Raw genomic sequence first — 22,923 nt, 5'->3', positions numbered from 1 at the left:
GAAGGCAAAAGTGCGGAGGAGGATATGAGCGAAGTGCTGGAGCTCGATTGCGTCGTCGTCGGCGGCGGCGTGGTCGGGCTGGCGGTGGCGCGCGAACTGGCGATCGCCGGCCGCGAGGTCGTCCTCCTCGAAGCCGAGCCGATGACCGGCAGCATCACCTCTTCCCGCAACAGCGAGGTCATCCACGCGGGGCTCTATTACCCGACCGGCAGTTTGAAGGCGGAGCTTTGCGTCGCCGGCAGGCACAGGCTCTACGGCTATTGCGATGAGCGCCATATCCCGCACAGGCGATGCGGCAAGCTGGTCGTCGCCTCGAACGAGGCGGAGGTCGCCTATCTCGAAAAACTGCTGAAACAGGCGAAAGCGAATGGCGTCGACGACTGCCGCCTGATCGATGCCACGGAGCTTGCCCGGCTGGAGCCGCGGATCCGGGGTTTTGCGGCGCTCGTCTCGCCCTCGACCGGCATCATCGACAGCCATCGCCTGATGGAGGCCTATATCGCCGATATCGAGGCGCATGGCGGCGCTATCGTCCTCAATTCTCCCGTTCTCGGCGGCGAGCTTCTGTCCGATGCGATCCGGCTCTCGGTCGGCGGCCGCGATCCGGTGGAGATCGAGGCGAGATTGGTGGTGAATGCGGCCGGCCTCAGCGCCTGGGCGATCTCGGAGAGCTTGAGCGGCCTGGACCGGAGGGCCATGCCGGAACGGCATTATGCGAAGGGCTGCTATTTCTCGCTGAGCGGCCGTGCTCCCGCCGGCCGGCTGATCTATCCGGTGCCGGAGCCGGGCGGGCTCGGCGTCCACCTGACGCTCGATCTCGCCGGTCAGGCCCGTTTCGGCCCCGATGTCGAATGGGTGGAGACGATCGACTACGACGTCGATCCGCGCCGCGCCGACAAGTTCTATGCCGCGATCCGCCGCTATTGGCCGGACCTTGCCGATGGCGCGCTGCAGCCCGCCTATTCCGGCATGCGGCCGAAGGTCGTCGGCCCGGAGGGGGGAGGGGGCGGCGACTTCGTCATCCAGGGGCCGGAGGCCACCGGCCACCCGGCCTATGCAGCCCTTTACGGCATCGAAAGCCCCGGGCTGACGGCTTCGATGGCGATTGCGGAGAGGGTGCGGTATCTCGTTCGATAAGTCAGGGGCAAGCGGCCCCCTCACCCGGCCTCCGCTACGCTCGGCCACCCTCTCCCCGAGGGGAGAGGAGGAACGGCGACGGCGCGGCATATCCCCTTCTCCCAGCGGGGAGAAGGTGCCGGCAGGCGGATGAGGGGGCGCCCGCCCATTGCCGTCGCTGAAGCACCTTCCGCTTCAGAACGCCGCCCGCTTGTCCTTCTTCGCCATGCGGCCGAGCAGATAGTCGACTTCTGCCTTCGCTGCCGGGGTGAGCATCTGCGCCGGCTTGCGCTGGACGTCGGTCGCGATCACCCCGCGGCGCTTCAGCACATGCTTGCGCACCGCAAGGCCGACCCCCACCTGCTGTTCGTAGCGGATCAGCGGCAGATGCGCGTCGAAGAGGTCATGCGCCTCGTCGCGCTTGCCGTCCGCGAAAAGCTGCACCAGCTCCGTCAGCATGTCCGGAAAACCGTAGCCGGTCATGGCTCCGTCGGCGCCGCGTTCCGGCTCGAAATCGAGGAACAGGCCGCCATTGCCGCAGAGGATCGAGAAGGGGCGCAGTTCTCCCGCCTTCTGCATGGCCCTGAGCCTGGAGATCTTTTCGAGCCCCGGCCAGTCCTCGTGCTTCAGCATCAGGCAGGAGGGATGATTGGTCATGATCTGCGCGATCACCCCCGGCGACATGACGACCGTCAGCGTTAGCGGATAGTCCTGCAGCACCCATGGCACGTCCCCGCCGACCGCTTCGACGGCGCCGGCGAAATAGCTGACGATCTGGTCGTCCGTGCGAAGCGAAGGCGGCGGCGCGATCATCACGCCGGCGGCGCCCATCTCCATCGAATCCCGTGCCAGCGACCGCATGCCCGCAAAACCCGGCGCCGAGACGCCGACGATGACCGGCACCCTGGCGCGCGAGACCACCCGCTTGACGATCGCCCGGCTTTCCTCCGGCTCCAGCTTCGGCGCCTCGCCCATGATGCCGAGAATGGTAATGCCGGTGCAGCCGGTCTCCTCATAAAAATCCGTCAGCCGGTCGACCGACGTGAAGTCGATCGAACCGTCTTCGAGGAACGGCGTGGTGGCGATCGCGTAGACGCCCTTCGAATGGGTTCCGAATGTCATTTCTGCGCATCCTTCCAGGCCTGGTAGCGTGCCTTCGTTTCGGTATTCATCGGGTAAAGGCCCGGAAGCGGCACGCCGCGGTCGACCTCCGTCATGATCCAGGCTTCCATACGCTCCTGTTCGGGCGCCTCGGCCAGCACGGCATCGAGGAGCTTCGCCGGGATCAGCACGGCGCCGTCCTCGTCCACCACGACGATGTCGTCCGGAAAGACGGCGACGCCGCCGCAGGCGATCGGCTCCTGCCAGCCGACGAAAGTGAGCCCGGCGACCGAAGGCGGAGCGGCGATGCCGTCGCACCAGACCTTCATGCCGCTTGAAAGCACGCCTTCCGCATCACGCATCACGCCGTCGGTGATCAGCGCCGCCACGTTGCGCTTCGCCATGCGGGCGCAGAGGATATCGCCGAAGATGCCGGCATCGGTAATGCCCATCGCACCGGCGACTGCGACGCAGCCTTCCGGCATCGCCTCGATCGCCGCGCGGGTGGAGATCGGCGAGGCCCAGCTTTCGGGCGTGGCGAGGTCCTCGCGGGCGGGCACGAAGCGCAGCGTGAAAGCCTTGCCGACGGCACGGCCCTGGCCGGGCTTCAGCGGCCTGGTGCCGCGCATCCAGACGTTTCTGAGCCCTTTCTTCAAAAGCACCGTGGTCAAGGTGGCGGTGGAAACGCTCTTCAGCGTCTCGACGATCTCAGGGTCCAGCGACATGAATTCTCCTCGGGAAATGTCTTGAGCCGCCGAAGACCGGCAGCGGGCGCGATATTCCTTCGCGTGCCCCCGTTCGTCAAGGAAAGTGATGTCGGCGTTTTTGTTGACAGGATATGGCTCCATCGCTGTATAACGTCTTTCAACATTGACACACGGGAGGATGGCAATGCTTTTTCCAACGACACTCGTCGGCAGTTACCCGCAACCCGAATGGCTGATCGACCGCGCCAAGCTCGCCGGTCGTTTCCCGCCCCGCGTCCGTGCCCGAGAGCTCTGGCGCATTCCGCAGGAATATCTGGCCGAAGCGCAGAACGACGCGACGATCATGGCGATCAAGGCGCAGGAGGAAGCCGGCCTCGACATCATCACCGATGGCGAGATCCGCCGCGAGAGCTATTCCAACCGGTTCGCCACCGCGCTCGAAGGCGTCGACCTCGACAATCCCGGCACAGCGCTCGATCGCTCCGGCCATCCGAACCCGGTGCCCCGGATCACCGGAAAAATCCGCCGCAAGCACGCGGTGGAGGCCGACGACGTGAAGTTCCTGCGCAGCCATACGGACCGCAAGATCAAGATCACCGTGCCCGGCCCCTTCACCATGTCGCAGCAGGCGCAGAACGATTACTACAAGACCGAGGAAGAGGCCGCTTACGATTATGCCGATGCCGTCAATGCCGAGATCAGGGATCTCTTCGCCGCCGGCGCCGACGTGGTGCAGATCGACGAGCCCTATATGCAGGCCCGGCCGCAGAAGGCGGAACAATATGGCCTCGCGGCGCTCAACCGGGCGCTCGACGGCGTGAAGGGCACCACCGCCGTGCATATCTGCTTCGGCTATGCGGCGATCATCCACGAGCGCCCGTCGGGCTATTCCTTCCTGACCCAGCTTTCCGGCTGCTCCTGCCATCAGGTGTCGCTCGAGACCGCGCAGTCCAAGCTGGACTGCTCGACGCTGACCGGCCTTTCCGGCAAGACGCTGATGCTCGGCGTCATCGATCTCTCGGACATGAACGTCGAGACGCCGGAAGTCGTCGCCGACCGCATCCGCCGCGCGCTGCCCTATGTGGAGGCGGAGAACATCATCGTCGCGCCGGATTGCGGCATGAAATACCTGCCGCGCGACGTCGCTTTCGGCAAGATGAAGGCCATGGTCGAGGGTGCGAAGATCATGCGCCGCGAATTCGGCGAAGCGGCCTGACCCAGCAGAATACCCGCCGAAGTGCGAACACCGCTTTCGCACTTCGATCCGGCCCGCCGTTCCGAGGGGATGGCGGGTGCCGGCCGTTCACCAGTCAGTCGTCATGAGATGGATAGCAGGCGCGGAGGCCCGGCGCACGCCTCGTGTGTGATCCGCCGCACCGAGCCTCCGGCCGCGACCGACGGCGGGAGGACACCGCCTGGTGCGACGGTGCAGACGTTTTTCGAATCCGGCTCTTGGTTCCACTGCCGTTAATGATCAGAGTTAGCGGATCGTTACTTTCCACAGCGCCTGTGCCGAAGCGGCACGGATTTCCCCCGGATGCACCTCAAATGGCGGCGAAACGCCAAAACGGGATTTCCCAATTGTTAAAGGCGGACCCTCAGGCCGGCGGTCAGGCACTGCGCACCGCCGTCCGAATCGCTGACGAGGCCGTAGCCGCCCGGGCGGTGGTGGCCAGACTCTGAGTAAATGCCGGAAGGAAGTGGTGCCGCTTACGTGACTCGAACACGTGACCCCATCATTACGAATGATGTGCTCTACCGACTGAGCTAAAGCGGCACGGGCAGCGGACGGCTCGGCCGGGCTGCGAGTGATGCGGCTGATACAAGCAATGACCGGCGATTTCAAGCCGGGATTTGATCTGCCCGGCGATTTTCCTCAAATCACCGTCTCTCCGCGGTTCAAAGCGCAAGCCGGGCGCGTGCAGCCCGGTATTCGCCGTCCAGCCGGTCCACCAGTTCGGCGACGGAAACCACCGCCTTGACGGCGCCGACGCCCTGTCCGGCGCCCCAGATCTCCTTCCAGGCCTTCGGTCCGCTCACGGCCTTGTCGAAATCCATCTTGGTGGGGTCGGCCTCAGGCAGTGCGTCGGGGTCCATGCCCGTCGCGGCGATCGAACCCTTCAGATAGTTGCCGTGAACGCCGGTGAAATAGTTCGAATAGACGATGTCGGCGGCGTTCGAGGCGACGATCATCTCCTTGTAGCCGTCGGCGGCGCGCGCCTCGTGCGTGGCGATGAAGGGCGAGCCGATATAGGCCATGTCCGCTCCCATGGCCTCGGCCGCGAGAATGCCGCCGCCGGTGGCGATGGCGCCCGCGAGCAGCAGCGGACCGTCGAACCATTGACGGATTTCCTGCACCAGCGCGAAGGGCGAAAGCGTGCCGGCATGGCCGCCGGCGCCGGCGGCGACCGCGATCAGCCCGTCCGCGCCCTTGCGGATCGCCGAATTGGCGTGCCGGTTGTTGATGACGTCGTGCAGCACGATGCCGCCATAGGAATGCACCGCCGCATTGACCTCGGGCACGGCTCCGAGCGAGGAGATGACGATCGGCACCTTGTATTTCACGCACATCGCCAGATCGTGCTCCAGCCGCTTGTTCGACATGTGGACGATCTGATTGACGGCAAAGGGGGCGGCTGGCTTTTCCGGATGTGCGGCATTGTAGGCGGCGAGCTCCTCGGTGATGTAGGCCAGCCATTCGTCGAGCTGGCTTTCCGGCCTCGCATTGAGCGCCGGAAAGGCGCCGACCACCCCGGCCTTGCATTGCGCCAGCGTCAGTTCCGGATGGGAGATGATGAAGAGCGGCGACGCGACGACCGGCAGGCGCAGCCTGTCCTTGAGGATTGCTGGAAGCATAAGGAAAGAGCCCTCCCGATTTACCTTTACGCAAACGTAAGTCTGTCTAGCAGATGCCGTGGGCCGCGAAAAGCCGGTGGAAAAACTTCCGCGGGCCGGCCGGAGGAGCGTGCGTGGACCGGCGCCGACATATCCTGACCTTATTTCTCGCCATGGTTCGGCGGAACAGGCGGTGCTTGCAGTTCCGGATCGGAGAGGTTACCGAAACGTAAACGTGTGCGTATCGGGCCCGTGTATCGGGAATGAGTAGGAAGAAGGACCGGCAGTGAGCGGTTTGGAAACGGCCATCAGGAATGCACTGGATCGCTCGGACCGGGCGGACCGGGAGATCAGGGCTCGTATTTATCAGTCGGCGCGCCAGGCGCTGGATGCCGGTCTTCGCAAGCAGGGCGTCACCGACCGGCTGGTCATCATGCAGCAGCACGAACGGCTGGAAGAGAAGATCCACGAAATCGAGATGGAGGAACTTCAGCGCGTGACGCAGCCGGCGTCGGCATCCGTCGTCGAGCTCCACCCGGAGCCGGACCATGCGCCGAAAACCGAACCGGTCGAGGCGCCCTTCGTGGAAGTCGCTCCGACGCAGGCCGCTCCGCCTGCTGCGCCTCAGGTTGCCCCCCCGGTTGCGCCCGCTCAGCCGGTGGCGCCTGCCGCCACCGTGGCGGTCGGGGCTGGTGAGGGGCTTGCCGATTTCGGTGCGACGCGCGCCGACCGCCTCGAGGCCGAACGGACCGAAGCCGGATCACGGACAAAAGCGGGAACCGTCGAACCCGTGAAGGCGAAGAAGGACGCGGCGCCGCCATCCGACACCGGCCTGAATGTCCCGCCGGAACGGGCCGCCAAGCCGAGAAGGCGCCGGGGTTTCCTTTCGCATCTCCTGACCTGGATAATCACGCTTGCCGTCGTCGGCGGCGCCTGCTGGTGGTTCTATCAGTCCGGCATGGTCCAATCCGTCATCGAGGAAGCCATGAAAGCGGCCGACCGGCCGGGCGGAGCCGGGCAGGGCTTGGGCGGGGGGCCGATCGCCTTCGATCCGCAGAGCGGCTTTTCCGACGACTGGGTGGAAATCTTCGTGCCCTCGAACGTGGCCGAAATGAAGCCCGGCGGTCAGGCCGGGGTAGAGGCCGTGACGGGAGCCGAGGGGCAGGCCGTCCGGATCGTGTCCGCCGCGCCGGGCGAGGGTGGCGACGTGGCGATCGATGTGCCGCCGGAAGTGCTGCGCGAAATGGCCGGCAAGAGCTCGACGGTGGCGCTGACGCTGCAATCGGGCCAGAATCGTTCCGCGCAACTGTCGGTGCGCTGCGATTTCGGAAGCCTGGGCACCTGCAGCCGCCACCGGTTCACGGCCACGCAGGAGAAGCTGGAGGCGCTCTTCCGCGTGACCTTCGACCGGTCGCTGGCACCGAACAGGCCGGGCCGGCTGATCATCAACAGCGGCATCGACGGCGCCGACCGGCCCGTGCTGCTTTATTCCGTGCGCATTCTGCCGGGCCAGTAAGCGCCTATTTCAGGAACTTCGGACCGAGGCCGAGGATCTTTTCGTCGAGCTCGCCGATCGCCTGCTTGTCCTTGCTCTCGTAGTCGAGCGACAGCAGGATATGGCGGATGACGTTGACGCGGGCGCGGCGCTTGTCGTTCGCCCGCACGATGGCCCAGGGCGTTTCCTTCGTATGGGTCTTGTCGAGCATCACGTCGCGCTTTTCGGTGTAGTCGTCCCACTTGTTGAGCGCGGCGACATCCATCGGCGACAGCTTCCAGATCTTGAGCGGGTCGTGCCGGCGGTCGTGGAAGCGCTTGAGCTGCATCTCGCGGCCGATATCCAGGTAGAATTTGAAGAAGAGGATGCCCTCGTCGAAGATCGTGTCCTCGAAACGCGGCACCGCCTTCATGAAATCCTTGTATTGCTCCGGCGTGCAGAATCCCATGACCGGCTCGACGCCGGCCCGGTTGTACCAGGAACGGTCGAAGAGCACGATCTCCCCCGAAGTCGGGAAATGCGAGATGTAGCGCTGGAAATACCATTGCCCCGCTTCCGTCTCGGTCGGCTTGTTGAGCGCCACGACGCGGGCGGAACGGGGGTTGAGATAGGCATGGATGGAGAAGATCGTGCCGCCCTTGCCGGCTGCGTCGCGGCCTTCGAAAAGCGCCATCAGCCGTTTGCCGCTCGCCTTCAGCCAGAACTGCACCTTCACCAGTTCGATCTGCAGTTTCTCCAGCTGCTTCTCGTATTTCTCCCTGTCCATCTTGTCGTCATAGGGATAGCCGCCCGATTCGAGCGCGTGCTCCTCGATCCAGCCCGGCAATTTCGGATCGTCGATATCGAAACGCTTGAACTTGCCGTTGATGTCGAGAGTGACTGCCCGGCTTCCGGTCGCATCCGCCATGATCTTTTCCCTCCAATACGCCGACAGGGCGAACTTCATATGTAACGCAAGTTCGAAATTCCGCTACAGCCCTGTGCGTCTTGATTTTTATGATATTCATCGGAAGCGATGCATATCTGTCATGCAAGGGATATATGAGCACGCGTTCAACTCAATGAGGCTGCAGGTCGGGTCGTGGGGTCGGTTCAGGAGAAATGGCGGAAGGCTTGGGATGCGCTCAGTGCGGGGGTCCGGCGTGAAAGGCCCCTGCTGCTGCTCCTGACGCTGCTCGCCTTGCTCGCCTTTCTGGCCGGCATGCAATGGCCGGGCGTCGTCGTGGGCTGGCTGCTTCTGGTGCTCGTCGTCGTGGCGCGCAGGCCGGCCGCGCCGCCGGTCGAGGAACCGCAGGTCGTCGAGGATGAGGAGCCGGTCTTCGATCCGTTGCCGCAGGTGGCCGCGACGCTCGGCGCGCTGGACACCCCGGCTTTCGTGCTCGGCGGCGACGCCACCGTCCTTTTCCAGAACAAGGCGGCGGAGAAGGCTTTCGGCATCTTGCCGGCCGGGTCGCATCTGTCCGCGAGACTGCGTTCGCCGGGCATTCTCGACATGGTGCGCGAGACCATCGCGACCGATGAGCCGAATCAGATCGAGCATTCTGAGCGTCTTCCTTCGGAACGCGTCTACACCCTGCGCATCGCGCCGATCGATCTCAGCCAGCCGGTGCCCCACGGTCCGGAGAGCGCGGCGGAAAAGCTGTATCTTCTGTCCTTCCGGGACATTTCAGAACTGCGCCGCATCGACCGCATGCGCTCGGATTTCGTCGCCAATGCCAGCCATGAACTGCGCACGCCGCTTGCCTCGCTGAGGGGCTTCATCGAGACCCTGCAGGGGCCGGCACGTTCCGATCCGGCCGCCCAGGAGCGCTTCCTCGCCATCATGTTCGACCAGGCGACGCGCATGAGCCGCCTGGTCGACGACCTGATGTCGCTCTCGCGCCTCGAGCTCAAGTCCCACATCGCGCCCGACCAGACGATCGATCTGAAGCCGCTGATCGGCCATGTGCGGGATGCGCTGCTGCCGCTTGCCGACGATCTCGGCGTCGAGATCCGCACCCATCTGCCGGAAGGCAAGGTGGAGGTGCTGGGCGATCGCGACGAACTCGTCCAGGTTTTCGAGAACCTGATCGAAAATGCCTGCAAGTACGGACAGGAAGGCAAAGTCGTCGACGTTTACCTCAGGAACGGCGCTTCCGAACCGGTGGAAGTCGCTGTCGTCGACCACGGGCCGGGCATTCCGGCCGAACATGTTCCGCGGCTGACCGAGCGCTTCTACCGCGTCAGCGTGGCCGACAGCCGCTCCAAGAAGGGCACGGGTCTGGGCCTTGCGATCGTCAAGCATATCCTGACCCGCCACAGGGCCCGCCTGATCGTGAAGTCGGAAGTCGGCAAGGGAAGCGAGTTCACCGTGCGGTTTTGACATAAAGCCATGCCGCTGCAAGGCTGTGCAGCGATTTTATGTAGTAATAACAATCATTTGATGTGTCACAAATGTTTCATCGAAGTGACATAAAACGAAGAGGCTACAACGGCTAAGACAAGCGGGCTGAGCGCCGGCGAGAGCGAGAGCCGGCGACGTTCGCATTCACACAAGCCCATGACGGGAGAGACCTCATGAACATCTTGAAACTTTCTGCAGCAGCCCTCGTGGCCTCCGTTGCGTTTGCCGGTGCTGCCGCTGCGCGCGACCAGGTCCAGGTTGCCGGTTCCTCCACCGTTCTTCCCTACGCGAAGATCGTTGCCGAAACTTTTGCCGAGACCTTCCCGAACTTCAAGGCTCCGGTCGTTGAATCCGGCGGCACGGGCGGTGGTCTGAAGGCATTCTGCTCCGGCGTCGGCGAAGGCACCATCGACGTCGCCAACGCTTCGCGCCCCATCAACAAGAGCGAGCTGGAAGCCTGCAAGGCCGCCGGCGTCACCGATATCCAGGAAATCCGCATCGGCTACGACGGTATCGTTTTCGCGGCCGACTCCAGCAATGGCGACATGAAGATCGAGCCGAAGGACCTCTACAAGGCTCTTGCCGCTGAAGTCGTTGTGGACGGCAAGCTCGTCGCCAACCCGTACAAGAACTGGTCCGAGATCAACCCGACCCTGCCGAAAGGCCCGATCGCCGCCTACATTCCGGGCTCCAAGCACGGCACCCGCGAAGTCTTCGAAGAGAAGATCATGTCCGAAGGCTGCAAGGAAGCCGGCGCCGCCGACGTCATCAAGGGCCTCGTTTCGGATGCCAAGCAGGCTGCGGCCAAATGCATCGCCGTTCGCAAGGATGGCGTGTCGGTCGACATCGACGGCGACTATACCGAGACGCTCGCCCGCATCGCGGCCAACAAGACCGGCGTCGGCGTTTTCGGTCTGGCCTTCTATGAAAACAACATGGACAAGCTGAAGGTCGCGACCGTCAAGGACATCGTTCCGTCGACGGAAACCATCTCTTCCGGCCAGTATCCGGTTTCCCGCCCGCTCTTCTTCTACGTGAAGAAGGCTCACCTCGGCGTCATCCCGGGCCTCAAGGAATATGTGGAATTCTTCGTCTCCGACGACATGGTCGGCCCCGAGGGCCCGCTTGCCGAATACGGCCTCGTCGCTGCTCCGGACGACCAGCGTGAGCAGGTCCGCAAGGACTTCGAAGCCGGCAAGACCATGTAATGAAATGATCGGCGCCGCCCTCTGGCGGCGCCGATTTTCCTTGATCGGGCTGTTCATCGCAGCTCGAGGCGCCGCAGGAAAAGCGGCGGTCGACGCGCACGGCGCGGACGCGGATGCGATCGGTTCCGATGAGCGGAGCTGGGCGGTATGGGTTGCCGCCATCGGCGGTAGGCCGGGGGATTCTGATGAGTACATCATTGATATTATTGATTGTGGCGTTGATCGGCATTGCCGGATACGTTGCCGGCGCGCGGCGCGCCATGGCGCTTGCCGGCGGACTGTCGTCCAAACTGCATTCCCGACCGGGATATTACGGGTCGTTCATCGCCCTGTGGGCGATCGTTCCCGCCTTGCTGATCCTTGCGGTTTGGCTTGTCGCCAGCCCGATCTACATCAATTCTTCCGTTCGTTCGGGCTTCCCCGAAGAGGTGAAGGCTCTCTCCGAGGCCGAGCAGGGGCTGAACTTCGGCATGGTGAGCTCGCTTGCGCGCGGCATGAACGTGCTGTCGCTGGAAGAGATCGAGCGGGTGGGCAGCAATCCGGCCGAGCTGCGCGCCGCGCTCGGCGCCAAGGGCGTGCCGCTCGCGGGTGAGCCGCAGCCCTTCATGGTCGAGGCCGCCGGCGAGCTGAACACCATGACCGCGTTGAGCCGGACGGCGATGACGATCGTGGTGCTCGCCGCGTCGCTGGCCGGTGCGCTGCTCGCGTTCCGCCAGATCGCTCCCCGTTTCCGCGCCCGCAACCGGGTCGAGAAGGTCATCCTGGCCAGTCTCGTCGTCGCGTCGTCCATCGCGATCCTCACGACGATCGGCATCGTCCTGTCGATGCTGACGGAAGCGGGACACTTCTTTGCACGCGTGCCCGCCTGGGAATTCTTCTTCGGCACCGTCTGGGATCCGCGCTTCGCGGCCGCCGGCGCGACCGACTCGGAAGGCCAGTTCGGCCTGATCCCGCTGCTTCTCGGCACGCTCTATATCGGCCTGGTGGCGATGCTCGTCGCGGTCCCGGTCGGTCTTTTCTCGGCCATCTACATGTCCGAGTATGCCTCGCCGAAGGTGCGTTCGATCGCCAAGCCGCTGCTTGAAGTCCTTGCCGGCATCCCGACCATCGTCTACGGCTTTTTCGCCCTGACTGTTGTCGGTCCCTTCCTGCGCGATCTCTCCTCGCAGGTGAATGGCCTGCTGACCGGCGACTACATGAACTTCATCCAGGCGCAAAGCGTGCTGACGGCCGGTTTCGTCATGGGCATCATGCTGATCCCTTACGTTTCCTCGCTGTCCGACGACATCATCACCGCCGTGCCTCGCGCCCTGCGCGACGGTTCGCTCGGTCTCGGCGCGACCCGCTCCGAAACCGTCAAGCGCGTGACGTTGCCCGCAGCGCTTCCGGGCATCGTCGGCGCCATCCTGATGACCGCTTCCCGCGCCATCGGCGAGACCATGATCGTCGTGCTGGCCGCCGGCGTCGCCGCCCGCATCCAGTTCGATCCCTTCGAGCCGATGACGACGGTGACGGTCAAGATCGTCAGCCAGCTGACGGGCGACCTCGAGTTCACCTCGCCGCAGACCCTGGTGGCCTTCGCGCTCGGCATCACGCTCTTCGCGATCACGCTTTGCCTCAACATCTATGCACTCTACATCGTGCGCAAATATCGGGAGCAGTACGAATGACCGATGCACTTTCTCCCGCAGCAGGCATCCCCAAGGCCAAGCCCGCCCGTCGCGATATCGGCATCAAGCGCCGTTACGCCGCCGAACGCCGCTTCCGCGCCTATGGCATAGCCGCCCTGTCCTTCGGCATCATCTTCCTGCTGATCCTCATCTGGTCGGTCGTCTCCAAGGGCTATACCGCCTTCCAGCAGACGATGATCACCGTGCCGGTCGAGTTCTCCGAGCAGGTCATCGACCCGCAGAACGAGCGGGCCACCGATCCGCAGAAGTTGATGACGGCGAACTACCCGATCCTCGCCCGCAACGCGGTTGCCAAGGTGCTCGGCGTGGCCGAGAACGACCGTGCCGGGCTGCGCGCCGTCAACCAGATGATCTCGGATGGCGTCCGCACCCAGCTTCGCGACATGGTCGTCGCCAATCCGTCGCTGATCGGCACGACGCAGACCGTCTCGCTGCTGGCCGCAGGCGATCTCGACTCCGCCTTCAAGGGCCAGATCGATCTTTCGGTTCCCGAGACCAACCGCAAGGTTTCCGACCGCCAGGTGGGCTGGATGAACCAGCTTGCCGAAAGCGGCGCGCTGGCGAAGCACTTCAATACCGGCATTTTCGTCAATGGCGCGTCGAGCCGTCCGGAGGCCGCCGGCGTCGGTGTCGCCCTCATCGGTTCGTTCTACATGATGCTGATCGTGCTGGTCCTGTCGCTGCCGATCGGCGTCGCCGCCTCGATCTATCTCGAGGAATTCGCCCCGAAGAACAGGTTCACCGACCTGATCGAGGTGAACATCAACAACCTCGCTGCCGTCCCCTCGATCGTCTACGGTCTTCTCGGGCTTGCCGTCTTCGTCAACTTCGCCGGCCTGCCGCGCTCCGCTTCCCTGGTGGGTGGCCTGGTTCTGACCCTGATGACGCTGCCGACGATCATCATCGCCACGCGCGCGGCGCTGAAGGCGGTGCCGCCATCGATCCGCGCGGCCGCCCTCGGCCTCGGCGCCTCCAAGATGCAGACGATCTTCCATCACGTCCTGCCGCTTGCCATGCCGGGCATCCTGACCGGGACCATCATCGGTCTCGCCCACGCGCTCGGCGAAACCGCACCGCTGCTTTTGATCGGCATGGTCGCCTTCGTGGCCAACTATCCGACCACGCCGCTCGATCCCTCGACGGCGCTGCCGGTGCAGATCTACATGTGGGCGAACGAAGCCGAGCGCGCGTTCGTCGAGCGTACCTCGGGAGCGATCATCATCCTGCTCCTGTTCCTCATCGTAATGAACGTTGGCGCAATTCTCTTGCGGCGGCGCTTTGAGCGTCGCTGGTAGAAGGAGTAGATACGATGAACATGATGTCGGAAGCAGCAGTTGAAAAGGCGCTGGACCAGAAGATGAGTGATGTTTCGCATAAGATGATCGGCAAGGACGTGTCCGTGTATTACGGCGAGAAGCGAGCGCTTTTCGACGTGAACCTCAACGTCCGCGAAAACACCGTGACGGCTCTTATCGGTCCCTCTGGCTGCGGCAAGTCCACCTTCCTGCGCTGCCTCAACCGCATGAACGACACGATCGAGAATTGCCGCGTCACCGGCAAGATCACCCTCGATACGGACGATATCTACGATCCGCAGATCGATGTCGTCGAACTGCGCGCCCGCGTCGGCATGGTCTTCCAGAAGCCGAACCCGTTCCCGAAGTCGATCTACGAGAACATCGCCTACGGCCCGCGCATCCACGGGCTGGCCAGGAACAAAGCCGACATGGACCAGATCGTCGAGGCGAGCCTCCAGCGCGCCGGCCTGTGGACGGAAGTCAAGGACCGCCTGCATGAATCCGGCACCGGCCTTTCGGGCGGCCAGCAGCAGCGCCTCTGCATCGCCCGCGCGGTCGCCGTATCGCCGGAAGTCATCCTCATGGACGAACCCTGCTCGGCGCTCGACCCGATCGCGACCGCCAAGGTCGAGGAGCTCATCCACGAGCTGCGCGCCAACTACACGATCGTCATCGTGACGCACTCGATGCAGCAGGCCGCCCGTGTGTCCCAGCGCACCGCCATGTTCCACCTCGGCCAGCTGGTCGAGGAGAACGACACGGACAAGATGTTCACCAACCCGGACGACCAGCGCACCCAGGATTACATCATGGGCCGTTTCGGCTGATCGGCCGGCTGTGCCGCCTGACATCAATTTCGAGGATTAGAAGATGGCATCGACCCATATCCTGTCGGCCTACGACGACGAACTGAAATATCTGAGCCGCCGCATTTCCGAAATGGGCGGTCTTGCCGAGCAGATGTGCTCGGACGCCGTACGCGCGCTTGTGAATTCCGACTCGGCGCTTGCCCAGAAGGTCATCTCCGACGACGTGATCCTGGATCACGCCGAGCGCGAGATCCAGGACAAGGCGATCGTCACGATCGCCAAGCGCCAGCCGATGGCGTCCGACCTGCGCGAGATCGTCGGCACCTTGCGCATCGCCGGCGATCTGGAACGCGTCGGCGATCTCGGCAAGAACACCGCCAAGCGGGTCATCGCGGTTCAGGGCACCGGCGTGCCGCGCAAGCTTGCCCGCGGCATCGAGCACCTTTCCGATCTCGCGCTCGTGCAGCTCAAGGAAGTGCTCGACGTCTATGCGAGCCGGTCCGCCGAGAAGGCGGAAGCGATCCGCATCCGCGACGAGGAAATCGACGCGATGTACACGTCCCTGTTCCGCGAGCTCCTCACCTACATGATGGAGGATCCGCGCAATATCACCACCTGCACGCATCTGCTGTTCTGCGCCAAGAACATCGAGCGGATCGGCGACCACGCCACCAACATCGCCGAGACGATCTACTACATGACGACGGGTGCCCAGCCGGAAGGCGAGCGTCCGAAGGACGATACGTCGAACACGCTCGGCGCCGTTACCGAGTAAAAACGGCACCGAATGACGGAATGCTGACGGAGCAGGGTGAGAATGCTGCCAAAAATCGCTGTCGTGGAGGATGAGGAAGCGCTGAGCGTGCTTCTTCGCTACAATCTCGAAGCCGAAGGTTATGACGTCGAGACGATCCTGCGGGGGGACGAGGCCGAGATAAGGCTTCAGGAGCGCACGCCGGATCTTCTGATCCTCGACTGGATGCTGCCCGGCGTTTCCGGCATCGAACTCTGCCGGCGCCTGCGCATGCGCCCGGAAACCGAGCGCCTGCCGATCATCATGCTGACGGCCCGCGGCGAGGAGAGCGAGCGTGTCCGCGGCCTGGCCACGGGTGCGGACGACTATGTGGTCAAGCCCTTCTCGACGCCGGAGCTTATGGCCCGCGTCAAGGCGATGCTGCGGCGGGCGCGCCCGGAAGTGCTCTCCAGCGTTCTGCGCTGCGGCGACATCGAGCTCGACCGCGAGACCCACCGCGTGCATCGCAAGAGCCGTGAGGTCCGCCTCGGCCCGACGGAATTCCGCCTGCTGGAGTTCCTGATGGCATCGCCCGGCCGCGTCTTCTCCCGTTCGCAGCTCCTGGACGGCGTCTGGGGCCACGACATCTACGTGGACGAGCGCACAGTCGACGTGCATGTGGGGCGCCTGCGCAAGGCGTTGAATTTCTCCAACATGCAGGATGTCATCCGCACCGTCCGCGGTGCGGGTTATTCGATGGAATCCTGATCGCTGGAAGAGGCGCGCGTCATCGCGCCTCAGCCTCCTGCCATTCCGGCAGCGGAAACAGCCGGTCGTAGGCCCAGTTGAAGGCGAAGGCATAGAAGACGTAGAAGACGGCAAAAGCCACGTCCATGACCAGCGCTTCCCACAGGCTGATATCGAGATACCAGGCGACGAAGGGCAGAAGCACGATCAGCAGGCCTACCTCGAAAAGGATGGCATGGCCGACGCGGATTGCCGGCGTTTTCTGCGTGCCGCCGGTCAGCCGCCGCATCAGATGGTCGAAACCGAGATTGTAGAGATAGTTCCAGCCGGTCGCGATCGTCGCACCGCCGATTGCGATGACGCCGATGTCGGAGAGCGGTTTGCCGAAGGCAAGCGCCCCGAGCGGCGTGACGATGAGAAGCGCGATGACTTCGAAGCTGATGGCGTGGCGGATACGGTCGCGGGTCGAGCGCATGATATTCCCCGGTGGGTTCGTTCCGGGTCGTCCCGGAGTTTTGGCCCGATATTGGGGGAGGTCGTCCTCGCATCCTTGAGATAGGTGCTTTCGCACTGCTCGGCAAGCCGCGGCAGGGCATAGCTGCCATGCACACGAAAAAAGCGGGCCTCGAAGCCCGCTTCAGCTTGATGACAAATCTTGCGTCTCGCTCGGCGTCATCCTCGGCCTTGTGCCGAGGATCTGTAAACATCGATGGTTTGCAGATGCTCGGGACAGGCCTGAGCAAGACGATCAGAGATTTTCGAACCTTTGTCGGCAGTCTGAAGCGATCTCGAAGCCCGCTTTCAATTCATTCTCGTGCCGCGTTCGTGTCAGGCCCGGGCACTCGCCCTGCGGCGGTCGTGAACCGGCTGATAGGCAAGCCGCGTGTGATAGCCGCAATAGGGCGAATTGTCCGGGGAGTCGCAGCCGCAGAAGTGGAAATCTTCCTTGAGCGGATCGCCGACCGGCCACTTGCAGGTGCGCTCGGTGAGTTCCGTCAGGGCGAGGCGACGGGAGATCGGCACCACCACATTGGCGGCCGGACGATATTCCATCTCCTCGAAAGCCTCGACTTCGATCTCTTCCTTGAGAAGAGTTGCGCCGACCGCGCGGGCGACGGTCCGGGTGGCGACGCGCGACGCATAGTTCGGAGCCCGGGGCGCCGATGTGGTCCGCTTGGCGGCCGAACGGCCCGTGGCCACCGTGCCGCCGGCTTTCGCCCGGCCCGGCAGGCTGAGGCGGTGCACCTTGCCGATCACGGCATTGCGGCTCACGCCTCCGAGCTGTGCGGCGATCTGGCTGGCGCTCAAGCCTTCCGACCACAATCTCTTCAGTTTTTCGACGCGCTCGTCTGTCCAGTTCATGCCCGTTCTCCGCCTTTGGACGTTGCAGGCATGCAGAATCCTTCCACCTTTGCTGCAGACATCATTCCGCAACACCCACTACATCTATGCTTGAGGTGACTAGTTCCGCCGCATGCAGTCTAGTAATTGACGATTAACCTAGTGTGAGGCTGACTCCGTGGCAAGAGTCGGGAGAATCTGCAGGAATCGATTTCTTGGTTTTCCCCAACTTGCTGTTGGAGAGAGTCATTTTTGTCACATATGCAGGCGCCTGCCTGTTTCTTTAGCAAAGCCGGCTAAGGTGCCGGGCTTTGTTGACATTCGGGCCCTAAACCCCGATAGTGCCCCCGCCGCCCCATTGGGCGGCATTTTTGATTTTTCCGGCCGTTTTGGCCGGTCTTTCGGACTGCCTAGAGGAGTGATGTCGCCATGGCTGAAGCCGCGCTTTTCGACACCTTTGCCCGGGCCCCGTTGCGCTTCGAACGCGGCGAGGGCGTATGGCTCGTGACGGAAAGCGGCGAGCGATATCTCGATTTCGGATCGGGCGTCGCGGTCAACTCGCTCGGCCATGCCCATCCCCATCTCGTCGAGGCGCTGAAGGCTCAGGCCGAGAAGGTCTGGCACACCTCCAATCTCTATGAAGTGCCGGGCCAGGAGACCCTGTCGCGTCGCCTCGCCGAGAAATCCTTCGCGGACAAGGTGTTCTTCACGAATTCCGGTGCGGAGGCGCTGGAATGCGCCATCAAGACGGCCCGCCGGTACCAGTATGTGAAGGGCCATCCGGAACGTTTCCATATCGTGACCTTCGAAGGGGCCTTCCACGGCCGCACGCTTGCGACCATCGCCGCCGGCGGTCAGGCGAAGTATCTGGAAGGCTTCGGGCCGAAGGTCGAAGGGTTCGACCAGGTGCCTTTCGGCGATCTGGAAGCTTTGAAAGCCGTCGTCACGGAAAAGACGGCTGCTATTCTCATCGAGCCGATCCAGGGCGAGGGCGGTATCCGTCCGGTTCCGAAGGAATTCCTGCAGGCGCTGCGCAAGATCTGCGATGACAACGGCCTGCTCCTGGTTTTCGACGAGGTGCAGACGGGCGTCGGCCGCACCGGCAAGCTCTTTGCCTACGAGTGGTCGGGCGTCGCGCCGGATATCATGGCGCTTGCCAAGGGCATCGGCGGCGGTTTCCCGCTCGGCGCCTGCCTCGCGACCGCGGACGCGGCTTCGGGCATGACGGCCGGCACCCATGGCACGACCTATGGCGGCAATCCGCTCGCCGTCGCCGTCGGCAATGCCGTTCTGGACGTGATCCTGGACGACGGGTTTCTTCAGCATGTCCGCGACGTGGCCCTTGTCTTCCGACAGGGTCTCGCAGCGCTCAAGGATCGCTTCCCGAACGTCATCGAGGACGTCCGCGGCGAAGGCCTGTTGCTGGGCGTCAAGGCCAAGGTGCCCGCCGGCGATCTCGTCGTCGCCATGCGCAACGAACATCTGCTGGGCGTCCCGGCCGGCGACAATGTGGTGCGCCTCCTGCCGCCGCTGACCGTCACCGCCGAGGAGGCCCGCGAGGGGCTTGCCCGCCTTGAAAAGGCGGCGGAAAAGCTTTCCTCCGCCGAACTGAAGAAATCCGCCTGAGGGGCAGGAAGAGGGCGCCATTCGATGGTTCCCTCTCGATAGGGAACCGTTAAGATGGCCGCACCGAAGCATTTTCTCGATCTTTCCGCCATGTCCTCGGCGGATCTCAGGACGATCCTCGACGACGCCAAGACGCGCAAGCAGGCGACCAAGGCCGGCACGGCGGAAAAGCCGCTTGCCGGCAAGATGCTGGCGATGATCTTCGAAAAGCCGTCGACGCGTACCCGCGTCTCCTTCGATGTCGGCATGCGCCAGCTCGGCGGCGAGACGCTTTTCCTCTCCGGCACCGAGATGCAGCTCGGCCGCGCCGAAACGATCGGCGATACGGCGAAGGTCCTGTCCCGCTATGTCGATGCGATCATGATCCGCACCACGGACCATGCGCGCCTCGTCGAAATGGCCGAGCATGCGACCGTGCCGGTCATCAACGGCCTGACGGACGACACGCATCCCTGCCAGATCATGGCCGATCTGATGACCTTCGAGGAGCATCGCGGTTCGGTGAAGGGCAAGACCTTCGCCTGGACCGGCGACGGCAACAATGTGCTGCATTCCTTCGTGGAAGGGGCTGCCCGCTTCGGCTACCGCATGAACATGGCGGTGCCGATGGGGTCCGAGCCGCATGACAAGTTCCTGAACTGGGCCCGCAACAACGGCGGCGACATCATGCTCTGCCACGATGCCGAGCGCGCCGTAGACGGTGTCGATCTCGTGGTCACGGATACCTGGGTCTCGATGAACCAGGAGCACAAGGCGCGCGGCCACAACATCTTCCAGCCCTATCAGGTCAACGGGGCGCTGATGAAGCGGGCCAACAAGGATGCGCTGTTCATGCACTGCCTGCCGGCCCATCGCGGCGAGGAAGTCACGGATGAGGTCATCGACGGCCCGCAGTCGGTGGTCTTCGATGAGGCGGAAAACCGCCTGCATGCCCAGAAGTCCATTCTCGCCTGGTGTTTCGGCGCCGTCTGAGGCCTGCCGGCCGCGCCTTGATTTTTAAAGGAGCCGGTCCCATCTACCGGCTTTCAAATGTGCCGCATTCCTCTGGGGACGGCGGCGCTTCAACATACATCGTCGACCTCGTTCCGGCAGGCTCAGCGGTTCCGCTCGGGCCTGCGCATGTGTAAAGGTATCGGCGTGAAGGAGTTAAGTCATGGCCGAAGCGACTGTGGAACTGAACGATCTCGATTTTGCCGGAGACGACCGCGTCGTGCCTTTCCAGGTGGAAGGGCTGGATGTCCGCGGCCGGGCGGTGCAGCTCGGGCCGCTCCTCAATGCCATTCTCGGCCGCCATGAATATCCGGCCCCGGTCGCGCGGCTGCTGGCGGAAGCGATCGTTCTGACGGCTCTGCTCGGCACGTCGCTGAAGTTCGACGGCAAGTTCACGGTCCAGACCAAGGGCGACGGCCCAGTCGACCTGCTGGTTGCGGACTTCTCGACGCCGGATGCGCTGCGCGCCTATGCCCGTTATGACGAGGAAGCGCTGGCCGCTGCCGTCGAAGAGGGCAGGACCTCGCCTCCTGATCTTCTCGGGCGCGGCGTGCTCGCCTTCACCATCGATCAGGGCCGCGGCATGCAGCCCTACCAGGGCATCGTGCCGCTCGACGGGTCTTCGCTCGAAGAGATCGCCGGCGTTTATTTCCGCCAGTCGGAGCAGATCCCGACCAAGGTGCGCCTCGGCGTGGCCGAGCTTTTCGACCGCGATGCCGAAGGCAAGCCGCGTCACAACTGGCGGGCGGGCGGCCTCGTGGCGCAGTTCCTGCCGCAGGCCCCTGAGCGCATGCGCCAGCCGGACCTGCATGGCGGCGACGGCGACGACCGCGAGACGGATATTGCCGACGACGCCTGGACGGAAGCCCGTTCCCTGGTCGAGACCATCGACACGGACGAACTCACCGATCCGCAAGTTGCGATCGAGCGCCTGCTCTTCCGCCTCTTCCATGAACGGGGCGTGCGGGTCTACGAACCGCAGACGGTTCACGACCGCTGCAGTTGCTCGCGCGAGAAGATCAAGAGCGTGCTCGCCGGCTTCACCGCCGAGGAGATCGAGGCGAGCCAGGAAGACGGCCAGATCGCCGTCACCTGCGAATTCTGCTCGACCACCTATCGCTACGAAGCCGCCGAATTCGCGGCCGCATAATTTGCTCTTCCTTCTCCCCGCCGGGGAGAAGGAAGAGCATTCACGGCGCCTTGCACTCGAAATTGGCTCCGTCCTTGAGATCGCCGCTGCCGGAATATTTCGCCACCTGCGGATAGGGGCAGAGCGGGCGGGTCATGGCCGGCTTGCCGTCCTTCATCTGGCTCGCCTGGATCACCTCGGGCGCCTTGCCGTTTTCGACCCAGTCCATCAGCGGCGTGAAGGCGTCGAAGACGTCGGTGCCGTAGCCCATGCTGCAGTGGAACATGCCGGGCACCATGAAGAGGCGGTAGAATTCCGCCGTCCGGTCCGCGCCCATCGTTTTGCGGACGGATTCATAGTAGTTGACGCCCATCATCGGGTTGAGCGCCGGGTCCGACCAGCCGAAATAGGTGATCATCCGCCCGCCGCGCTTTTCGAATTCGCCAAGGTCCGGATTGGTGGCGTCGACGATCTCCCGGATCATGCCGATCTTCGGATATTCCTTGTCGAAATCGAAGGTCTTCCAGTCGATCGCCTTGCCGGAGGCGGGCAGCATGGCCATGTTCTTCACGAAAGTCTCGCCATAGGCGAGCTGCCGGCTCGGCCCCTCTTCGGAAACCATCCACATGTCCCAGCCGCTCGTGCCGGAGGCGTCGACGCCCTCGGTGCCGAACTGCACGCCGGGAAACACCGTCTCGCCCTTGATCTTCACGCCGCCGGCCAGTGTCTTCAGCGTTTCCACCTGCGCATTGGTGAAGCAGTCGGAACCGCCGGCTTCGCAGATCTTCAGATCCTTGGCCGGATCGAAATTGCACTGGCGCGGATCGGCGATCAGCCCGTCCTTGGCGCCGTCGATCCCGTCGCACTTGTCCATCACCGCCTTGGCCAGCGCGGGAAGCTGTGCCCTGCTGATCGGCGCTTTCAGGAGCGCCTGGGCGTTCCAGATGCCCCAGATCTGCGTGTTGGTGAGGTCGAGCACCGGCGCGCCGGCCAGGATGCCGTCGAAATCGCTGGGATAACGCTGCGCCGAGATAAGCCCCTGGCGGCCGCCGGTCGAGCAGCCGTCCCAATAGGAGAAGGAAGGATGCCGGTCGTAATAGCGCGCGGCGATCGCCTTGGCGGTCCCGACCGTCACATGCACGGCACGGGAACCGTAGTCGATCAGAAGGTCGAGATCCTGGGCGAAATCGCCGAGCTTGTAGGTGACGGCGTCATGGCCGGTATTCTGCTGAACCGTCAGGAAGCCCTTCGAAAGGGCGGCGTTGCGGGTCGTGATACGCGATGGAGCCGCAAGGTCCTCGCCGGCATAGCCCCCGTTGCCGAACATGTAGAGCCGCCGGTTCCAGTCGTCGGGCAGCGTGATCTCGAAACGGATCTGCGGGCGGATATAGCCCGTCACCTGGCAATGTCCCGGCACGGAGCCGACGCCCGCCACATGCGTGGCCTTCAGCGTCGTGACGTCGGCGAAGGACTGGCCGTTCAGCATGCCGCAGGCGATCTGCGGCGAGACGGTCGCGGCCGAAAGATCAGGCCTGTCCTTCTGATCGATGAAGCTGCTTTTGTTCTGGGCGAGCGCAGGGCTGAACGCCGCCAGCGCCAGCAGGGCACAGGACGCAGATAGAATGAGCCTTGTCACAGGTTCTCCTCCCAAAGACCGTTTGACGGCGTGAGCATGCCGAAGATGCGGGGAGGCAACAAATAGAAAAGCCGAAGC

General features: G+C 63.8%; 20 protein-coding genes and 1 tRNA gene. 13 read left to right on the top strand and 8 right to left on the bottom strand.

The genetic code is table 11. The features are described 5' to 3' along the window. Window positions 1-24 precede the first annotated feature (24 nt). Window positions 25-1,137, top strand: coding sequence for an NAD(P)/FAD-dependent oxidoreductase (locus QTA58_RS05610; RefSeq protein ID WP_289672026.1), 1,113 nt, complete (start codon window positions 25-27; stop codon window positions 1,135-1,137). 174 nt (window positions 1,138-1,311) lie between these two features. On the opposite strand, the gene QTA58_RS05605 is transcribed toward QTA58_RS05610, so the two are convergent. Both QTA58_RS05605 and QTA58_RS05600 read right to left on the bottom strand, forming a co-directional pair. Then, complete coding sequence (locus QTA58_RS05605) at window positions 1,312-2,238, bottom strand: dihydrodipicolinate synthase family protein (RefSeq protein ID WP_289672025.1); 927 nt, start codon at window positions 2,236-2,238, stop codon at window positions 1,312-1,314. Then, window positions 2,235-2,942, bottom strand: a complete 708-nt coding sequence (locus QTA58_RS05600) for a ribonuclease activity regulator RraA (protein WP_289672024.1) — start codon at window positions 2,940-2,942, stop codon at window positions 2,235-2,237. Before QTA58_RS05600 ends, QTA58_RS05605 begins: the two co-directional genes overlap by 4 nt. 166 nt (window positions 2,943-3,108) lie before the next feature. On the opposite strand from QTA58_RS05600, the gene QTA58_RS05595 reads away from it, so the two are divergent. Then, complete coding sequence (locus tag QTA58_RS05595) at window positions 3,109-4,140, top strand: uroporphyrinogen decarboxylase family protein (RefSeq protein WP_289672023.1); 1,032 nt, start codon at window positions 3,109-3,111, stop codon at window positions 4,138-4,140. Window positions 4,141-4,625: 485 nt separating this feature from the next. Here the strand turns inward: QTA58_RS05595 and QTA58_RS05590 are convergent. Beyond that, window positions 4,626-4,701: transfer RNA gene (locus QTA58_RS05590), tRNA-Thr, on the bottom strand. A 122-nt stretch (window positions 4,702-4,823) separates the two neighbouring features. After that, a complete protein-coding gene (locus QTA58_RS05585; protein WP_289672022.1) occupies window positions 4,824-5,780 on the bottom strand; it encodes a nitronate monooxygenase family protein in 957 nt (318 codons plus the stop codon). Window positions 5,781-6,045: 265 nt separating this feature from the next. On the opposite strand from QTA58_RS05585, the gene QTA58_RS05580 reads away from it, so the two are divergent. Continuing rightward, complete coding sequence (locus tag QTA58_RS05580) at window positions 6,046-7,275, top strand: hypothetical protein (RefSeq protein ID WP_289672021.1); 1,230 nt, start codon at window positions 6,046-6,048, stop codon at window positions 7,273-7,275. A 4-nt stretch (window positions 7,276-7,279) separates the two neighbouring features. Here QTA58_RS05580 and ppk2 read toward each other — a convergent pair whose 3' ends face one another. Next, entirely contained in the window at window positions 7,280-8,161 is an 882-nt protein-coding gene (gene ppk2, locus QTA58_RS05575) for a polyphosphate kinase 2 (RefSeq protein WP_289672020.1), read from the bottom strand. A gap of 174 nt (window positions 8,162-8,335) precedes the next feature. Between ppk2 and phoR the strand changes: the two genes are divergently transcribed. From phoR to phoB, 7 genes are all read left to right on the top strand, one after another. Further along, window positions 8,336-9,616, top strand: coding sequence for a phosphate regulon sensor histidine kinase PhoR (gene phoR / locus QTA58_RS05570; protein ID WP_289672019.1), 1,281 nt, complete (start codon window positions 8,336-8,338; stop codon window positions 9,614-9,616). Window positions 9,617-9,810: 194 nt separating this feature from the next. Next, window positions 9,811-10,845: a substrate-binding domain-containing protein gene (locus QTA58_RS05565; RefSeq protein WP_085422245.1), complete on the top strand. Its 1,035-nt coding sequence runs from the start codon at window positions 9,811-9,813 to the stop codon at window positions 10,843-10,845. A 185-nt stretch (window positions 10,846-11,030) separates the two neighbouring features. Next, the gene (gene pstC, locus QTA58_RS05560; protein WP_289672018.1) at window positions 11,031-12,515 is read left to right on the top strand and encodes a phosphate ABC transporter permease subunit PstC; all 1,485 of its coding nucleotides are present in this window, start codon (window positions 11,031-11,033) and stop codon (window positions 12,513-12,515) included. Further along, on the top strand, window positions 12,512-13,831 hold the full coding sequence (gene pstA, locus QTA58_RS05555) for a phosphate ABC transporter permease PstA (RefSeq protein WP_085422247.1): 1,320 nt from the start codon (window positions 12,512-12,514) through the stop codon (window positions 13,829-13,831). Before pstC ends, pstA begins: the two co-directional genes overlap by 4 nt. 14 nt (window positions 13,832-13,845) lie before the next feature. Then, window positions 13,846-14,661 (top strand): phosphate ABC transporter ATP-binding protein PstB, encoded by an 816-nt coding sequence (pstB, locus tag QTA58_RS05550; protein ID WP_085422248.1) that lies wholly within the window; start codon window positions 13,846-13,848, stop codon window positions 14,659-14,661. A 43-nt stretch (window positions 14,662-14,704) separates the two neighbouring features. Next, complete coding sequence (gene phoU / locus QTA58_RS05545; RefSeq protein ID WP_289672017.1) at window positions 14,705-15,418, top strand: phosphate signaling complex protein PhoU; 714 nt, start codon at window positions 14,705-14,707, stop codon at window positions 15,416-15,418. Window positions 15,419-15,460: 42 nt separating this feature from the next. Next, window positions 15,461-16,144 (top strand): phosphate regulon transcriptional regulator PhoB, encoded by a 684-nt coding sequence (gene phoB / locus QTA58_RS05540; RefSeq protein ID WP_085422250.1) that lies wholly within the window; start codon window positions 15,461-15,463, stop codon window positions 16,142-16,144. A 19-nt stretch (window positions 16,145-16,163) separates the two neighbouring features. Here phoB and QTA58_RS05535 read toward each other — a convergent pair whose 3' ends face one another. Together QTA58_RS05535 and QTA58_RS05530 are read right to left on the bottom strand one after the other, a co-directional pair. After that, the gene (locus QTA58_RS05535) at window positions 16,164-16,598 is read right to left on the bottom strand and encodes a PACE efflux transporter (protein WP_289672016.1); all 435 of its coding nucleotides are present in this window, start codon (window positions 16,596-16,598) and stop codon (window positions 16,164-16,166) included. A 353-nt stretch (window positions 16,599-16,951) separates the two neighbouring features. Then, complete coding sequence (locus tag QTA58_RS05530; RefSeq protein ID WP_085422252.1) at window positions 16,952-17,485, bottom strand: GcrA family cell cycle regulator; 534 nt, start codon at window positions 17,483-17,485, stop codon at window positions 16,952-16,954. Between the two features lie 408 nt (window positions 17,486-17,893). Between QTA58_RS05530 and QTA58_RS05525 the strand changes: the two genes are divergently transcribed. From QTA58_RS05525 to QTA58_RS05515, 3 genes are all read left to right on the top strand, one after another. Next, a complete protein-coding gene (locus tag QTA58_RS05525) occupies window positions 17,894-19,090 on the top strand; it encodes an aspartate aminotransferase family protein (RefSeq protein ID WP_289672015.1) in 1,197 nt (398 codons plus the stop codon). A gap of 54 nt (window positions 19,091-19,144) precedes the next feature. Beyond that, window positions 19,145-20,062, top strand: coding sequence for an ornithine carbamoyltransferase (argF, locus tag QTA58_RS05520; protein ID WP_085422254.1), 918 nt, complete (start codon window positions 19,145-19,147; stop codon window positions 20,060-20,062). Window positions 20,063-20,243: 181 nt separating this feature from the next. Then, window positions 20,244-21,230: an Hsp33 family molecular chaperone gene (locus QTA58_RS05515; protein ID WP_085422255.1), complete on the top strand. Its 987-nt coding sequence runs from the start codon at window positions 20,244-20,246 to the stop codon at window positions 21,228-21,230. Window positions 21,231-21,270: 40 nt separating this feature from the next. Here QTA58_RS05515 and QTA58_RS05510 read toward each other — a convergent pair whose 3' ends face one another. After that, a complete protein-coding gene (locus tag QTA58_RS05510; protein WP_289672014.1) occupies window positions 21,271-22,845 on the bottom strand; it encodes a tannase/feruloyl esterase family alpha/beta hydrolase in 1,575 nt (524 codons plus the stop codon). Window positions 22,846-22,923 lie beyond the last annotated feature (78 nt).

Origin of the sequence: Neorhizobium sp. CSC1952, from assembly GCF_030378245.1 — a bacterium.
Lineage (GTDB): Bacteria > Pseudomonadota > Alphaproteobacteria > Rhizobiales > Rhizobiaceae > Neorhizobium > Neorhizobium oryzae_A.
Note: the sequence above shows the minus strand (reverse complement) of the source record. Positions and strands in the feature narration are given on the sequence as shown.

Excerpts from the sequence above, each read along its gene's own strand:
- QTA58_RS05610 (WP_289672026.1), top strand. The coding sequence starts at position 25 with ATGAGCGAAGTGCTGGAGCTCGATTGCGTCGTCGTCGGCGGCGGCGTG.
- QTA58_RS05605 (WP_289672025.1), bottom strand. The coding sequence starts at position 2,238 with ATGACATTCGGAACCCATTCGAAGGGCGTCTACGCGATCGCCACCACG.
- QTA58_RS05600 (WP_289672024.1), bottom strand. The coding sequence starts at position 2,942 with ATGTCGCTGGACCCTGAGATCGTCGAGACGCTGAAGAGCGTTTCCACC.
- QTA58_RS05595 (WP_289672023.1), top strand. The coding sequence starts at position 3,109 with ATGCTTTTTCCAACGACACTCGTCGGCAGTTACCCGCAACCCGAATGG.
- QTA58_RS05585 (WP_289672022.1), bottom strand. The coding sequence starts at position 5,780 with ATGCTTCCAGCAATCCTCAAGGACAGGCTGCGCCTGCCGGTCGTCGCG.
- ppk2 (WP_289672020.1), bottom strand. The coding sequence starts at position 8,161 with ATGGCGGATGCGACCGGAAGCCGGGCAGTCACTCTCGACATCAACGGC.
- QTA58_RS05565 (WP_085422245.1), top strand. The coding sequence starts at position 9,811 with ATGAACATCTTGAAACTTTCTGCAGCAGCCCTCGTGGCCTCCGTTGCG.
- pstC (WP_289672018.1), top strand. The coding sequence starts at position 11,031 with ATGAGTACATCATTGATATTATTGATTGTGGCGTTGATCGGCATTGCC.
- pstA (WP_085422247.1), top strand. The coding sequence starts at position 12,512 with ATGACCGATGCACTTTCTCCCGCAGCAGGCATCCCCAAGGCCAAGCCC.
- pstB (WP_085422248.1), top strand. The coding sequence starts at position 13,846 with ATGAACATGATGTCGGAAGCAGCAGTTGAAAAGGCGCTGGACCAGAAG.
- phoU (WP_289672017.1), top strand. The coding sequence starts at position 14,705 with ATGGCATCGACCCATATCCTGTCGGCCTACGACGACGAACTGAAATAT.
- phoB (WP_085422250.1), top strand. The coding sequence starts at position 15,461 with ATGCTGCCAAAAATCGCTGTCGTGGAGGATGAGGAAGCGCTGAGCGTG.
- QTA58_RS05535 (WP_289672016.1), bottom strand. The coding sequence starts at position 16,598 with ATGCGCTCGACCCGCGACCGTATCCGCCACGCCATCAGCTTCGAAGTC.
- QTA58_RS05530 (WP_085422252.1), bottom strand. The coding sequence starts at position 17,485 with ATGAACTGGACAGACGAGCGCGTCGAAAAACTGAAGAGATTGTGGTCG.
- QTA58_RS05525 (WP_289672015.1), top strand. The coding sequence starts at position 17,894 with ATGGCTGAAGCCGCGCTTTTCGACACCTTTGCCCGGGCCCCGTTGCGC.
- argF (WP_085422254.1), top strand. The coding sequence starts at position 19,145 with ATGGCCGCACCGAAGCATTTTCTCGATCTTTCCGCCATGTCCTCGGCG.
- QTA58_RS05515 (WP_085422255.1), top strand. The coding sequence starts at position 20,244 with ATGGCCGAAGCGACTGTGGAACTGAACGATCTCGATTTTGCCGGAGAC.